The organism is Acinetobacter sp. BIGb0196 (assembly GCF_011759595.1).
Classification (GTDB): Bacteria; Pseudomonadota; Gammaproteobacteria; order Pseudomonadales; family Moraxellaceae; genus Acinetobacter; species Acinetobacter guillouiae.
On record NZ_JAAOZA010000002.1, the window covers coordinates 835,679 to 849,851 of the forward strand.

The 14,173-nt window shown below is 37.1% G+C and carries 11 protein-coding genes; 6 read left to right on the plus strand and 5 right to left on the minus strand.

Going from position 1 to position 14,173, the window contains the following annotated elements:
* Window positions 1-251: 251 nt before the first annotated feature.
* Complete coding sequence (locus FHR28_RS16745) at window positions 252-2,555, minus strand: TonB-dependent receptor (RefSeq protein ID WP_166783099.1); 2,304 nt, start codon at window positions 2,553-2,555, stop codon at window positions 252-254.
* A 431-nt stretch (window positions 2,556-2,986) separates the two neighbouring features.
* Between FHR28_RS16745 and tig the strand changes: the two genes are divergently transcribed.
* The 4 genes from tig (at window position 2,987) to FHR28_RS16765 (ending at window position 7,379) form a co-directional block, all read left to right on the plus strand.
* Window positions 2,987-4,318 carry a trigger factor gene (gene tig, locus FHR28_RS16750; RefSeq protein WP_004726530.1) on the plus strand — a complete coding sequence of 444 codons (1,332 nt, stop codon included), beginning with the start codon at window positions 2,987-2,989 and terminating at the stop codon, window positions 4,316-4,318.
* Window positions 4,319-4,507: 189 nt separating this feature from the next.
* A complete protein-coding gene (gene clpP / locus FHR28_RS16755; protein WP_004726532.1) occupies window positions 4,508-5,119 on the plus strand; it encodes an ATP-dependent Clp endopeptidase proteolytic subunit ClpP in 612 nt (203 codons plus the stop codon).
* 36 nt (window positions 5,120-5,155) lie between these two features.
* On the plus strand, window positions 5,156-6,466 hold the full coding sequence (gene clpX / locus FHR28_RS16760; protein WP_004726534.1) for an ATP-dependent Clp protease ATP-binding subunit ClpX: 1,311 nt from the start codon (window positions 5,156-5,158) through the stop codon (window positions 6,464-6,466).
* A gap of 163 nt (window positions 6,467-6,629) precedes the next feature.
* Complete coding sequence (locus tag FHR28_RS16765) at window positions 6,630-7,379, plus strand: DUF2846 domain-containing protein (protein ID WP_004726536.1); 750 nt, start codon at window positions 6,630-6,632, stop codon at window positions 7,377-7,379.
* A gap of 60 nt (window positions 7,380-7,439) precedes the next feature.
* On the opposite strand, the gene FHR28_RS16770 is transcribed toward FHR28_RS16765, so the two are convergent.
* From FHR28_RS16770 to FHR28_RS16785, 4 genes are all read right to left on the minus strand, one after another.
* The gene (locus FHR28_RS16770) at window positions 7,440-7,973 is read right to left on the minus strand and encodes a DUF2059 domain-containing protein (RefSeq protein ID WP_004726537.1); all 534 of its coding nucleotides are present in this window, start codon (window positions 7,971-7,973) and stop codon (window positions 7,440-7,442) included.
* Between the two features lie 57 nt (window positions 7,974-8,030).
* Window positions 8,031-8,564: a DUF2059 domain-containing protein gene (locus FHR28_RS16775; RefSeq protein ID WP_166783100.1), complete on the minus strand. Its 534-nt coding sequence runs from the start codon at window positions 8,562-8,564 to the stop codon at window positions 8,031-8,033.
* Between the two features lie 10 nt (window positions 8,565-8,574).
* Entirely contained in the window at window positions 8,575-9,123 is a 549-nt protein-coding gene (locus FHR28_RS16780; RefSeq protein ID WP_166783101.1) for a hypothetical protein, read from the minus strand.
* Window positions 9,124-9,205: 82 nt separating this feature from the next.
* Window positions 9,206-10,732 carry a fumarate hydratase gene (locus FHR28_RS16785; RefSeq protein ID WP_004726542.1) on the minus strand — a complete coding sequence of 509 codons (1,527 nt, stop codon included), beginning with the start codon at window positions 10,730-10,732 and terminating at the stop codon, window positions 9,206-9,208.
* A gap of 264 nt (window positions 10,733-10,996) precedes the next feature.
* Between FHR28_RS16785 and FHR28_RS16790 the strand changes: the two genes are divergently transcribed.
* Window positions 10,997-11,608 (plus strand): class I SAM-dependent methyltransferase, encoded by a 612-nt coding sequence (locus FHR28_RS16790; protein ID WP_166783102.1) that lies wholly within the window; start codon window positions 10,997-10,999, stop codon window positions 11,606-11,608.
* Between the two features lie 279 nt (window positions 11,609-11,887).
* On the plus strand, window positions 11,888-14,098 hold the full coding sequence (locus FHR28_RS16795; protein ID WP_166783103.1) for a TonB-dependent receptor: 2,211 nt from the start codon (window positions 11,888-11,890) through the stop codon (window positions 14,096-14,098).
* Window positions 14,099-14,173 lie beyond the last annotated feature (75 nt).

Consider the following 14,173-nt stretch of genomic DNA (forward strand, 5'->3'; position numbering starts at 1 on the left):
TTAAAGATAATTAAAGAAAACTATAGGGGATATGATTGATTGATTTTGATCATATTGCTGAAATTTAAAGTGTTTTTAATGAATGGTAAAAAATAACTATTGGAAATTATAGAGTTATTTTCTATATTTTTAAGTGAGAGTTAATAACGGTGAGATTTTCTTCAATCAAAGATTCAACGAACTAAATTATCAGTAAAAAATGGCCCCTATGAATAGGAGCCATTTCACTTTAATTTTTAAAGTATTAATTATTAATATTTAAAGTTAATTGATAAGACAGCATTACGACCTTCAGCTTCTGTTGCATAGTGAGATGCATAGGCTTTAGTAAAATAACGCTTGTCTGAAAGGTTGTTTACATTAAGCTGTAAATCAACATTTTTGTTGACGTTGTAACGAGCCATTGCATCATAACGTACATAGCCAGATACATACTTAGTATTGGCAGCATCACCATAAACTTTGTCCATGGCAATTGCACCAACACCTAAATTCAACTGAGGAAGCACTTGGTAAGTCGTCCAAAGTGTTGCGGAGTTTTTAGCAACGTTTTGAACTTGATTACCATTTGTTGAGCTAGGAGAGTAACTTCCATCACTGTTTTTTGTAAAACCAGCATCTACGATTTCACTATCTAGATAGGTATAGCCAGCACTGATTGCCCATTTGTTGGTAATATTACCATTAGCACCTAATTCTATACCATCAACACGAGTTTCACCGATATTGCGCGTAAAACCGTCTGTGTCTAAAGCACGTGTATTTTCTTTTTCAGTACGGAAAATAGCAGCAGTTAAGTTTAACTTATTACCCAAAAGATCCCATTTTGTTCCAATTTCATAGGTTTTAACTTCTTCTGGCTTTAAGTTATTAATTGCACGTGATTGTTCATCCGACGTATTACGACCAGGAACACTGATTCCTTCAGAACCATCACCTGCATCTACACCAACAGGATTCGCAGAAGTCGCATAGCTTAAGTAAATAGAACCATTATCAGCTGGCTTAAATGTCACACCCAATTGATAGTTAAAGAAATCATTGTCAGAGTTATAATGTGTACCAGCTTTAATTGCTGTAGCACCTGAACCTGAATCTTGATTATATTTCATGTCCGTTTCGAATTTATCCCAACGGATACCAAGATCAAGTAACCACTGAGGCGTGATTTCAATATTGTCTAAAGCATAGATTGATTGTGTTTTAGAGGTAATATTGGTGACATTCGGATTGGCTTTTACATTGCCTAACCATGCATCATGAGAATTAGGATTATTTAAGTCAGTACACCAGCCATTCGAATTTGTGAGTGAACATGCGTTATTTGCATTGTTATTACTTGAACTACCACCAATTTTTGATGTATTTGGATCAGTAACAATATTTGTTCCACGATCAGAATCTTGTTTAGAGTATTCTGCACCCACATTAAATTTATGTTTGAAAGCACCCGTATTCAATTTACCTGTTAAAGCCAATTGATCAGTAAAACTGTCTGTGCTGGTAAGATTGGTGTTTACACGGCGCCAAACCTTTCCATTGACAATATTTCCTTGGCTGTCATCAGGTTGAGTCCATAAATAATTATTTTTTGATTTACTATAAACGGCCGTATTACTTAAAGTGAGGCTATCAGTAAGGTCATGTTCTAACTTTAATGTACCGTTTTGATTTTCTTGTTTTTGGAAATCACGATCTAACCAACCATAATAAATACCTTGCTTAACATCTACAGGCTTACCTACGGTTGCTTTTTTAGTTGTATCATATTGATATGGAACACCCGAATCTGGTGTATCGTCTGACTTTAAATAGTAGTAACTTAACGTTGCACGAGTCGCAGTGTCTAAGCCAAAAGTAATACTTGGTGCAATACCTGCACGTTTATATTCAGTGCCATCGTCTTGACCAGCCTTTTCATTATGATGACCCATCACAGCGACACGAGCAGCAATCCCATTGCCAAAGTCTTTATTACCATCTAGGGTAATACGTTGGTAATCATCTGTACCACCAGCAACAGAACCTTCTAAAAAGTCTCCTTTTTTAGCGACTTTAGAAATCATATTGATGCTACCACCAGAAGTTCCAGCACCACCCATTGCTGAAGCAGAACCTTTAGTGACTTCTACTTGCTCGATAGCAAACATTTCACGGTTTTGAGAAGTTGAGTTACGAACCCCATCAATATACATCGAACTTTCAGAGTTATAACCACGAATAAATGGACGGTCGCCATTTGGGTTACCACCTTCACCAGCGCCAAGGGTAATTCCTGGAACTGTACGAAGTGCATCTGCAAGTGTTGTTACTTGAGTATCTTGAATCAGCTGTTTTGAAATAACAGATACAGATTTAGGTGTATCCAAAAGTGGCGCAACAAATTTTGTATTGGCAGACTGATCTACTTTTAAACCTTGTTCAGTCGTTGCTTGTGCTTTAATTGTTGGAAGCTTTGCAATTTCGTCTTGAGCGATGGCTGACGTTGCAATAACTGAAAGAGATGAAGCGATTGCTGTAGTAACAATCTTTTTGCGTGATTTGATAAAAGACATACTTAAACTCACTAAGAGTAGTGCAAATTTGTATGCGAATAATAATGATTCTTATTGTTTATTTCATCTGTTTGAAATTGAATTTGTCGATAGTTTTAAAAGTTTATGATGAGAAAATGAATTGAAAATATGTTGAATTTTCACTTAACTTTTTGAATTTTATTTATTTAGTTTTATTTCTAGATATTTCAAAATGTAAATAAATTTATTCTATTGTCACTAAAGCATTTGAATTTGGTAAATTTCTCAAAATATGCGGATTTCTGGCTTTTGATTACAAAGAAGGGGATTGGTTTAAAAAAGCGGCATAATGGGGAAATCCGTGACCGAAATAAAATGATTTACACAGGTGTTTTGTATATATTCAAATGTTGTCATATAATGTGGCACTTTTTGAAAAACTGTAATTATTAAATTCTATCGAGGAAGCCATGCAAGTAACTTCTGAAGCGGTTTCGGGCGTTGCCCGTCGTTTAAATGTATCTGTACCGACGAGCCGTATTAACGAGCAGTTTGAAGCTCGCTTGAAACGCACTGCCAAAACTGTGAAGATCAACGGCTTCCGTCAAGGTAAAGTGCCAGTAAACGTTGTACGTCGTGAATACGGCGCTGGTATTTACCAAGAAGTTGTAAACGACATCATTCGTGACACAGTATTTGAAGCAATTCAACAAGAAAAAATCAACGCTGTTGGTATGCCAAACATCGACAAAGTTGAAAACAAAGATGATGCTTTAGTTTATCAAGCTACAGTTGAAGTTTATCCTGAAGTTGAAGCTAAATTTGAAGGTCTTGAAGTATCACGTAAATCATCTGAAGTAACAGATAAAGACGTTGATGCAATGCTTGAAAACCTTCAAAAGCAACGCGCTGAATGGACTGAAACTAAAGGCATGGCTAAAAAAGACATGCAAGTAACTTTCGATTTTGAAGGTACTGTTGATGGTGAGAAGTTTGAAGGCGGTGCTGCTGAAGACTTTAAACTTGTTTTAGGTTCTGGTCGTATGATCCCTGGCTTCGAAGACGGTATCGTTGGTATGAAGAAAGGCGAAGAGAAAGTGATTGATGTAACTTTCCCTGAAGACTATCAAGCTGAAAACTTAGCAGGTAAAGCAGCTCAATTCAAAATCACAGTTAAACTTGTTGAAAAACAAAAACTTCCTGAAATTGATGCTGAATTCCTTAAAATCTTCGGTTTAACTGAAGAAGAAGGCGTAGAGAAATTAAAAGCTGACGTTCGCAAAAACATGGAACGTGAAGTTAAAAATGGCCTACGTAACCAAGTGAAAGGTGCAACTTTTGATGCACTTGTTGCTGCAAATGACGTAGAAGTTCCTGAATCTATGTTGGCTCAAGAAATTGACCGTCAACGTCAACAAATGATTCAACAATTTACTCAGCAGTTTGGTGCTCAAGGTGCTAAAGCATTTGACAGCAGCATGCTTCCTGATGAATTGTTCAAAGAACAAGCTGAAAAAGCAGTTAAACTTGGTGTATTGGTAAGCAAAGTATTGGCTGATGCTAAACTTGAAGTAGATCAATCACGTGTTGATGCTTATATCGAAGATATGGCTTCTTCTTATGAAGATCCGACTGAAGTGATTGAATATTTCAAAACTGATAAGCAACAACGTGCTCAAATCGAAGGCGTAGTGTTAGAAGATCAAGTTGTTGATCATATCTTAGCTGCTGCTAAAGTAACTGATGAAGTTGTTAGCTACCAAGATTTGTTAAAAGAGCAACAAGCGCGCCAACAAGGCTAAGTTGTTTGATCTAAAAAAAGGCGCTTTGGCGCCTTTTTTTATGAGCTTAAACATGGATTTAATCATTCCATTCACAATACTTATGCAAAAAATATCTGATATTAAGTTGGGAATATTTTGCATTTTCAGCAATTATCCCTCATATTGTGAACATGAGTGAAGTAACAAGAATTCAGGAATAAATAACGTATGTATGTTCCATCAATTGAAAGCGCTTTGGTGCCAGTAGTCGTAGAACAATCTTCACGTGGTGAGCGTTCTTTCGATATTTTTTCACGTCTTTTACGTGAACGTGTGATTTTTTTAACTGGTGAAGTTGAAGACAACATGGCGAATCTTATTGTCGCGCAAATGCTGTTTTTAGAAGCTGAAAATCCAGATAAAGATATCCATTTATATATCAATTCACCTGGTGGTTCAGTGACTGCGGGTATGGCAATTTACGATACTATGCAATTTATTAAGCCTGATGTAGTGACCTATTGTATGGGTCAAGCTGCATCTATGGGGGCTTTCTTATTAAATGCTGGTGCAAAAGGTAAGCGTTATTGCTTGGAAAATGCGCGTGTGATGATTCACCAACCATTGGGTGGTTTCCGTGGTCAAGCATCGGATATTGAAATTCACGCACGTGAAATTTTATTCATCAAAGAACGTTTAAATCGTTTAATGGCTGAACATAGTGGTCAAGATTACGAAACTGTCGCTAAAGATACAGATCGTGATAATTTTATGACTGCACAGCAAGCAAAAGAATATGGTTTAGTGGATCAGGTATTAAGTAAACGACCTCAAGACTAAACATTTATAGATAAGATTTAAGAATTTGGAGTGAAAATGTCCGATCTTCCTCAAGGACAAAAGCATTGTTCATTTTGCGGTAAAACGCAGTCTGAAGTCGGTAAGCTGATTGCAGGCGAGGACGCATATATTTGTAATGAATGCGTGGATGTGTGCTTAGACTTAGTGCAAACGAGTCAACAGGTGGAAACAGGCGATTGGGCAACACGTCCATTGCCAAAACCACATGAAATTCGTGCGGCTTTGGACCAATATGTAATTGGTCAAGACACTGCAAAGAAAACACTTTCAGTAGCAGTGTATAACCATTACAAACGTTTAAAAGTATCTCAAACAGGTCACAAGCCCAAAGATGCGGTTGAAATTGCTAAAAGTAATATTTTGCTGATTGGACCGACAGGTTCAGGTAAAACATTGCTTGCACAGACACTTGCGCGTTTGCTTGATGTACCTTTTGCAATGGCTGATGCAACAACATTGACTGAAGCTGGCTATGTTGGTGAAGATGTTGAAAACATTATTCAGAAACTTTTGCAAAAAGCGGATTACGATGTAGAAAAAGCACAAAAGGGCATTATCTATATTGATGAAATTGACAAGATTACCCGTAAATCTGAAAACCCTTCGATTACACGTGATGTGTCTGGTGAGGGCGTGCAACAAGCATTGTTGAAAATGATTGAAGGTACTGTTGCGTCAATTCCGCCTCAAGGTGGACGTAAACATCCACAGCAAGAGTTTATTCAAGTCGATACTGCAAATATCTTGTTTATCTGTGGTGGTGCGTTCTCTGGTCTTGAAAAAGTTGTGCAACAACGTCAAGAAAAAGGTGGCATTGGTTTCACCGCAGACGTAAAGAATAAAGACGATAGTAAGAAAGTATCTGAATTATTCCGTCAAGTTGAAGCCGCAGATTTGGTGAAATTTGGTTTAATTCCAGAGTTCATTGGTCGTTTACCTGTGATTGCAACCCTTGAAGAGCTTGATCAAGAAGCCTTGATGCAGATTTTAACTGAACCAAAAAATGCATTAACTCGTCAGTATCAATATCTCTTTGAGATGGAAAATGTAGACCTTCTTTTTGAAGACTCTGCTTTACGTGCGATCGCGAAAAAAGCGTTAGAGCGTAATACAGGTGCGCGTGGTCTGCGTTCTATTTTAGAAAATGTATTGCTTGAAACCATGTATGACTTACCAAGTCGTTCAGACATTGGTACTGTGATTATCAATGAAGCGGTGATTAATGATAAAGCTGCACCAGAGTTCAAGTCTGAACGTCAACCAAAGCATGAAAATACTGAAGTTGAAAAAGTAGATTTGAAGGTATTAGATTCAAAATCAGCTTAAAAGTCTGATTCTGATTCATCCTCAGTGCAATTCATCTGAAACGTGCAAGTAGCTTGACTATTTGCACGTTTTTTATTTTTAAATGGTCATTGAAATGTTAAGCTGGCTGTAGACAATAGGGTTTATTAAAAACGAAAATAAAAATACGCGGTGAGGGAAAATCATGCGTTACATCGGTCTAGTCGTTTTGATCAGTTGTGGGTTGGCAGCTTGTCAAAGTCATCAATCTGTTGAACAGCAACCTGCAAAAGTTGTTTCAACTTTAGATCCAATCGATTTCAAAAAAGAAGATTCGTTGGTTCATGAAAAGCTTGAACAATATAAAGTTGCATCCTTCTCTACGGGGTCTTGGGTCAATCAAAAACCGGGGCAATACTTTAAGCTGGTTAAACCACAGAATCCTCAAGCTGCAATTGTGTATTTTTATCGACCAGACAGTCGTTGGAATAGACAAGAAATTATTCCAAACAATTTTTTTCTGAATGGTAAGAAAATTCCAAGCTTGATCAGTAATCATTATTACTGGATTGAACTGGCTGAAGGTGACTATAAATTAAGTCTCAGTCGGCCATTAACGGTTTTTCATTTCCAGAAACCCAAAGTTGCTTACTTCTCAGTAGAAGCTGGCGGGCAATATTTTGTCAAATATGAAGAAGAAAAATTTCGCGGTGGGCCAAATGGTGAAGCTGGGTTATTACGTGTAGGGCCTTTAATGCAAATGCCTACCCGACAAGGCTTAAAAGAAATTGCAATGACTCAGCTAAAGACTCCTGGTCTTAATTTCGTGGCTGAAGTGACGGCGGATGGACGAGTGATCAAACCTAAAGAAAAAATCAAAGGTGAGCCGTACAAAGTGAGTGATGATGTGCACTTGGGGCAGCAGTTTAAACTTTGGAACCCAATGACTTGGTAATCTATCGCTAGATGATGTTTGATATAGAAAAGAGAGCGAGGCTCTCTTTTCTTATTTGTTTTATTGAGTATTTGCAGCCTTTTTTAAAGCATCTAATTTTTTAGTCACTTCTTTAAAGTCTTCAGATGCAGTTTGTACACTTTTTATCAGTTGGCTATTCATGACTTTCATGGTTTCTTGGGCAACTTGAGGTGTTTTTTTCAAAATCGACTGTCCAATTGCACTTGAATAAAAATCAATTTGAGCTTGAACTTCTTCAGCACTGTATATGTCTTTATAAATCTTAAGATAAATTGGTTTGATTTGATCCCACGCAACAGTTTTTTTACTTTGCTCATACATTTTGTCAGCAAGCTCATTGGCGACAATTTGTTCTTGTGGGTTGAGCTGATCTTTTTTTACTGTCATTTGAATGATCTGGTAAGCTTGTTGATCCAGCTGAGGACGAATCTGTTGTATGGTTTCTTGTAGCAGTTCATCAATATTCATAACTTTCAATAATTGTTGAACTTGTTGATCTGAAGCGGGTGCTGCAAAAGCAAAATTTGTGCTGATACATGCGCTTGCAAATAGTAAGTGTTGGAGTAATTTCATAAAATACCTATATAAGTTCTGGTTGTAATTCACATCATAAAATGGTTGAGTAAAAGCTTATTCAACTTGAAGAATTGGCTTTAAAATCGTTTCCATTTTTTCTTTCAGGGCTTTTTGATTTTCTACTTTTAGCATTTTTTCTTGAGAAAACTTTGCGGTTTCTTGCATGACTTCTGTCATAAGCGTGTTCATCTTTTGATTGATGGATTGTCCAATCGGTGTACTTAAAAAAGCGATATTGGCTTGAACTTCTTCTTCAGTAAAGGTCTTTTTAAATAATGATTTAAACATGTTGAGATATTCTGGGTCAGTCACCAGCTGCTGTTGAATATCACTATACAGCGCACTAATTTGTAGTGCTGCATTTTGCTGATCGATATTCAATGTTTGAGTACCCGTCACTTGGCGGACAAGTGCTTCTGCTTGATCGTCAAAGTAGGGTTGCATATCACGAGTACTTTGTTTGAATATCTCTGAGATATTGGAGAGTTGCATCAATTTGTCGACACTTTTATCTGTTGCTGGAGATGCAAAACTTGACACTGCGATACAGCATAAACTTAAACTTAAAACGAACTGCATAATTTTCATAGGTTTTCCTTTATTTATTTTCATCTAAATGATGCAATTGCTGAATAATTTCTCCAATTTTATTGCGATATTGTTGGATAAATTGAGGGTCATTGATTGCCTTATGAATAGCAGCATTGCTTTCTAGGAATATTTCTGTGTCAATATTGGCAAGTTTTGTGTACAGCTCTTGGCTTGACGTTGTGTCACGCTGAGAGAGCATTTCAATTTCTTGAGAACTTAACGATTCTAAAAGAATTTGTTTGGTTTGGGCGATAAATTGTGGATCTCGGAGAATATTTTCTGGTATTGCTTGATAAATCTCTACAATTTGAGGGATGATTTGTTTTTCTTTATCAGTGAGTTCTATTGTACTTAATCCGTTTTTGATTAAATTTTCTGCTTGATTTTGATAAATCCTTTTTGCACTTTCATTGTATTGTAGGCGCCATATTTGATTGGTAATGATACCTTGTGCTAGTCGGTCAACGGCATCACTATCAGTGTTTGAAGCAAAACTTTGAATAGAGATCAAGTATACAAATAACCCCGGAAAAATAATATATTTTATAAAGTTCATGATCTGACCCAAAATAAAAAGCACTCTAATCATAGAGTGCTTTTTAAGTGATGCTCAAGCTTAATCTAAGCTTTAGATCAGATTATTGCGCAACAGCATCAACCACTGGGATTTTACCAATTTTGGCTTGCCAGATTTTAGGTGCAGTCGCATGAATAGAAGTACCATTGACATCAACTGCAACAGATACAGGCATATCTTGTACTTTAAATTTATAAATAGCTTCCATACCTAAGTCAGCAAATGCAACAACTTCTGCTTCACGAATGGCTTTAGATACTAAATAAGCAGCACCACCAACAGCCATTAAATAAGTCGCTTTATTGTCTTTGATTGCTTCAACAGCAGCAGGGCCACGATCCGCTTTACCGATCATACCGAACAAGCCAGTCGCTTCAAGGACTTGACGTGTGAACTTATCCATACGCGTTGCTGTTGTTGGGCCAGCAGGGCCTACAACTTCATCGCCTACAGGATCTACAGGTCCCACGTAGTAAATGAATTTACCTTTGAGATCTACAGGTAACTGTTCGCCTTTATTTAACATGTCAACCATGCGTTTATGCGCAGCATCACGACCTGTATAAATGGTACCGTTCAATAATAATGTATCACCCGGTTGCCATGAGTTCATTTCTTCCTGTGTGATATTGTCTAAGTCAACACGTTTAGATGTTGACGTATCCCAAGTCACTTCAGGGTAATCTGAAAGTAAAGGCGCTTGAATATGCGCAATACCTGAACCGTCTAACTGGAAATGAGCGTGACGAGTTGCAGCGCAGTTTGGAATCATACCGACTGGTTTACCAGCAGCATGACAAGGGTAGTCTTTGATCTTAATATCAAGTACTGTGGTTAAACCACCAAGGCCTTGTGCACCGATACCCAATGCATTTACTTTTTCAAAGATTTCAATACGCAATTCTTCGATTTGGTTCTGTGGACCACGGCGAAGTAATTCGTCCATATTGATTTCTTCCATGAGTGATTCTTTTGCAAGCATCATGGCTTTTTCAGCAGTACCACCAATACCAATACCGAGCATACCAGGAGGGCACCAACCTGCACCCATCGTTGGTACAGTTTTAAGTACCCAATCTACGATCGAGTCAGAAGGGTTAAGCATAGCCAGTTTAGATTTATTCTCTGAACCACCACCTTTCGCTGCAACAGTAATATCGACTTTATTGCCTGGAACGAGTTTGTAGTGAATTACAGCAGGTGTATTGTCTTTGGTATTTTTACGACCAAAAGCAGGATCTGCTAAAACTGAAGCGCGGAGTACGTTGCTGTTTTCTAAATAACCTTGGCGTACACCTTCATTGATCGCATCATCTAAGCTCATGGTTAAATCAAATTTAACATCTAAGCCCACGTCAACAAATACGTTAACAATACCAGTATCTTGACAGATTGGACGATGACCTTCTGCACACATACGTGAATTAATTAAGATTTGTGCAATTGCATCCTTTGCAGCTTGGTTCTCTTCACGATCATAAGCACGGCTCATCGCTTGGATAAAGTCTTGTGGATGATAGTACGAAATGAACTGAAGCGCGTCCTTGACCGATGTGATCAAGTCATCTTGTTTGATAATAGTTGTCATATCAAAAATCTCTTGAGCGGGCTGTTAGCTAGCGGGCTAAATTATACGTGATATTGCTTGTTTTGTGGTGGCTTAGATCTAATTTCAGCCTAAAGTTTTATGATTTTATTTGAGAAACTCAGCTTATATTTTGGTTGATCAAGTCAACTTTTCTACTTTTTATATAAATGATGATAAAGCAGTATTGAAATAAATTTTCAGATTTTACAGGGTGAAAAGCTCTATACTCTGTTGAGTCAAAAGTTTGGGCTGAATAACAACAACATGGAAAACTATACGCGTCTTGCGGAAAATATTATTGAAATTTATAAAAAGCATGCTCGTGCATGGACTGAATTACGCGGGAAGTTTCTTTATGAAAAAGCGTGGTTGGATCGCTTTTTAACTTTAATTCCAGCTCACTCCCATATTCTGGATTTGGGCTGTGGCTCTGCAAAACCAATTGCTGCTTATTTGATTGAGCAAGCGAATACTGTGACAGGTGTTGATAGTTCTGATGTGATGATTGAAATGGCAAAACAGAATTTTCCTGAGTACACTTGGATTTTAGCTGATATGCGAACAGTAAATTTAGATCGCAAGTTTGATGCAATACTCGCTTGGGATAGCTTTTTTCATCTTACGCAACAAGATCAGCGAGATATGTTTGAAATTTTTAATCAATATACAAAAGCTGGCGCTGCTTTAATGTTTACCAGTGGACCATCACAGGGTGAAGTGGTTGGAGAGATGTTTGGCGATGCTTTATATCATGCCAGCTTATCATCCGCTGAATATCATGAATTATTGAAAAAGTATAATTTTGAAGTGATAGAGATGATTGCTGAAGATCGTGATTGTACAGGGCATACTGTTTGGTTAGCCAAGCGAATATAAAATATCTAGATGAATGTAAATTAAGCAACAAATAAAACGATATCTAAAAATTTTAAGATTCTCAAAATGAGAGACTCATATATTTAAATTATGAGTATTAAAGTTATTTTTTAGTTTGATTTCTAAATAAGAAAAAATAACCCTATCCATTTTAATGTACTTTTCACGGTTATTTTTTAAACCATTATCATTTTGTAGTTAAATTAGCATGTTATTGTAATTTTTGGTGAGAAATTGTATTATAGTGATAATTATTCTCATTATGTTTTCGGTGCAATCATGCCTTTTGTTAAAAAAAGCTTAACTTTAATGATGCTGTCGACGGGAGGGCTTTTCGTTTCCTCTCTAACATTTGCAAATACAGATAGCAGTGAAGAACAGAAAAAAAGTATGGCAACGCTTCCCACGATTGTAATTGAGGCAATGGCTGATGGGGATCCAATAAAAACATACGTAGACTATAAACAAGCTAATGTTACGAGAAATGGTTTAGATAAAAAAGATATACCTCAAACTGTTGATACAATTGATGTTTCGAAATATAAGCTGTATGGCGCAAATGATCTAAGTGTTATGTTACAAGGCACGCCAGGCGTTTCAACCAGTTATGATACAAGAAATGACGGGATCTCTATTCGTGGGTTTAATGCTGATACTAATGATATCTATCGTGACGGTATCCGCGAAAGCGGACAATTCCGACGCAGTACCGCCAATGTTGAACGGATTGAAATTTTAAAAGGACCAGCGTCAGTATTATATGGACGAAGTTCGGGTGGTGGAGTCATCAATATGGTGACTAAGGTTGCTAATTTTGATTCAAAAAGTTCAGTTGGAGCTTATGTTGGCTCTTATGATAATGTTGGTGGAATCATTGATATTAATAAGGCACTCAATGATAACTGGGCTGTCCGTTTGGTTGGAGAAAAGTCAGATACCAATAGTTTTCGTTCAGCGATTGGCTTTAATCAGGAGATGTTGTCACCAAGTATCACTTATCGTAGCGACGATGAAAAACTACTTTGGACGACGGAATTTACTTACGACAATTTAAATAGAACGCCTGACCGTGGTCCAGTCTACAATGAACTGCCTACTGGGGTTTCCCTTAAAACAGGTTTTGCGGGAAGTAATGATAATATTGTTGATGAAACGAAATCATTTAGAACTGATCTGAAATATGAATTTGCACCGAATTGGAAATTCCATTGGGCATTGAGTCATCGTGAGTCTTTTCAGGATTTTGATAACTTCTTTGGTGGCACATGGTGTTCTGCAGCTGGGTTACAAAACGATGGCAAAAAATGTGATTGGCAAGGAAAAATACGTCAAAACTATGCTTGGCAGCAAACCACCAATAAAACATTAATGAATACCTTTGATATTACGGGGCAATTCAAAACTGGTGTTTTAGATCATAAAGTTATGTTTGGTAGTGATTGGTCAATTGAAAAAAGAGAGCCAATTCTTGGGAATTATTCAAGTGGCGACAAGGCTGGTCTTTATTATCGCTATGTCAATCCATTTAATACTTCAGATAGTTCTTTATCTTCTGGTTGGTCTACACTCAATGGTTCACGCCCAGCAGAGACTTCACATAGTGAAACTGATGCAACTTCATTAAGCTTCTTCCTACAAGATCTAATCTCATTCAATGAAAAATATAAAATGATGTTAGGTCTTCGTTATGACAGCTATGATTTTGCAACTAATGATATTCGTAATCAAAGTAAACGATCATATCGAGATGATAGTGTAAGTCCAAATATCGGTTTTATTTGGCAACCTGTTGTAAGCCAAAGTTTCTATACCTCTTATAGTAAAAGCTTTTCACCTTATGGTGGTCGAGGATTGTTAGGGGTGAGTACTACAATAAATCCAAGCTTATATGATGCTGAGCCCCAATATAATGAACAATATGAAATTGGAGTGAAAAGTGATTGGTTGGATGGTCGTTTAAGCACTCAGCTTTCTATATTTGATATTACTAAAAATAATATACGCTACCAGCCAGACTCTATTAACAGACCAAATGATTGGGAAGTGGGGCAGAAGCAACAATCACAAGGCGTAGAGTTTAGCTTTATCGGTCAAGTCTTAGATAATCTCTATGTGCGAGGTGGTTATGGCTATACCGACGCGAAATGGAAAAATGATAGCCGCACTACTGTAAAAGATGAAGATCGTCTAAAAGATAAAAAATTATCTGGAATATCCGAAAATACAGGTAACTTATTTGTTCGTTATTTACCAACAGAGAAATGGTACGGCGAAGTGGGTGCGACTTATGTTGGTTCTTATTATACTACGGATAAAAATTTGATCAAAATGCCTGACTGGACTCGTGTAGATGCTGCGATTGGTTATAAAGACGATAAATGGGGAGCGACATTTGCTGTGAATAATTTAACAGATAAAGAATACTGGCGTTCAAGTTCTATGCCGGGTACTCCGCGTAATTATTTATTCCGCGTGAACTATTTCTTCTAAGCTTTAATTTCATTGAAAATAAAGCGGTCTGATTGCCATAATAGCAATTGATTCGATGGGGATATCAGTATAACT